The organism is Microvirga sp. P4_G7, from assembly GCF_056401005.1.
In genome coordinates this window covers 1-1,602 of the sequence record NZ_JBFUKD010000772.1, presented here as the reverse complement: position 1 = coordinate 1,602, position 1,602 = coordinate 1, and the positions used below count along the sequence as shown (strand labels likewise).

At 59.2% G+C, this 1,602-nt stretch carries 2 protein-coding genes; both read left to right on the top strand.

Annotation, left to right across the window (positions count from 1 at the left end):
• Positions 1–590: oligopeptide/dipeptide ABC transporter ATP-binding protein (locus AC1DT3_RS20530; protein ID WP_477467054.1), on the top strand; the 590-nt coding region annotated here is incomplete at its 5' end.
• A gap of 25 nt (positions 591–615) precedes the next feature.
• Positions 616–1,602 (top strand): ABC transporter substrate-binding protein (locus AC1DT3_RS20525; RefSeq protein WP_477467053.1); only part of this gene is annotated, 987 nt, incomplete at its 3' end.

Here is a 1,602-nt window from a genome sequence, read left to right as displayed (position 1 = left end):
AACCGATTGTGGTCCACAATCTACTCCCCGACCGCAAGGCGATCGACAGGCGTGTCCAGGAACTCCTCGAGCAGGTTGGATTGTTGCCGCAGCATGCCAAGCGTTATCCGCACGAGTTCTCCGGCGGACAACGTCAACGCGTCTGCATTGCGCGTGCGCTGGCGAGCAATCCCAAGCTCATCATCGCGGATGAATCGGTATCGGCGCTCGATGTTTCGATTCAGGCTCAGATCGTCAATCTCCTGATGGAGCTGCAGGAGAAGCGCGGGTTGTCCTACCTGTTCATCACGCACGACATGGCGGTGGTGGAACGCGTCAGCCACCGCGTCGCCGTCATGTATCTCGGTCAGATCGTCGAGATAGGCACGCGACAGGCGGTGTTCGAAAACCCGCAGCATTCCTACACACGCAAACTCTTGGCCGCAGTGCCGGTCGCCGATCCGCAGATCGAACGCGCCAAGACAAGAATCGAGGGGGAAATTCCAAGCCCCGTTCGACCGGTCGGGCAAGAGCCCGCCATCCACCGCATGCGCGAAGTCTCACCCGGTCACTGGGTCGCCATCGAAGCGGACGCCGTGCGCGCGGCATAAAGAACTTTCAGAGGGAAAGACAACAATGAGATTCTCACGAATTCTGTCGGTGCTCGGTCTGTCCGCTGCATCATTGGCGCTGCCGCTCGCGGCTTCCGGCGCGCAGGCGGCTGGCACAGTAACGGTGGCGATCGCGATCGATCCAGGCAGCTGGGATCCGATCGACACCTTTCTGGTTCCTTGGGGATCCGTCGGCAGCCAGATCTATGACGGCCTGACGTCGCGCGGTCCTGACATGAAGCTGCAGCCGGGATTGGCAACCAGCTGGGATTATCTCGACAGCAACAACCGCATTCGGTTCAAGCTGCGTCAGAACGTGAAGTTCCACAACGGCGAACCCTTCAATGCGGCAGCCGTGAAATTCACCTTCGATCGGCTGCTCGGCGACGAGGGCAAGAAGGGTCCGCAGCAATCGAACTACAATTCGATCGACCATGTGGAAGTCGTCGACGACTACACAGTCGATTTCGTCATGAAGCAGGCGGATCCTGTTCTGCTGACCAAGCTCGCAGGCTACGGCGGTATGATTGTTCCGCCGAAATACATTCAGGAGAAGGGTGACGAGTATTTCAACACCCACCCTGTCGGCACGGGCCCGTTCAAGTTCGTGGAGTATACACCGAAGGTCAGTCTGACCCTCGAGGCGTTCCCTGGGCATTGGGGCGGTGCGCCGAAGCTCGACAAAGTCGTCTATCGCATCATTGCTGAGGCCAACACCCAGATCGCCGAGTTGCAAGCGGGCCGTGTGGATGTCGCCAATCTCATCCCGTTCGGCCTTGCGCCGACGATTCAGCAGGATCCCAAGCTCAATCTCGTGAGCATCACCGGTCCGACTGTCGTCGCCCTTCGCCTCAACACGAAGAATGGAATCACGAAGGACGTGAACGTCCGCAAAGCCCTCATCATGGGCATCGACCGCGACGCGATCATCAAGGCCGTCATGTTGGGCCATGCCAAGCCGATCGCCAGCTTCCAATCGGACCTCTCCTTCGGCTACGATCCGAGCCTGAAG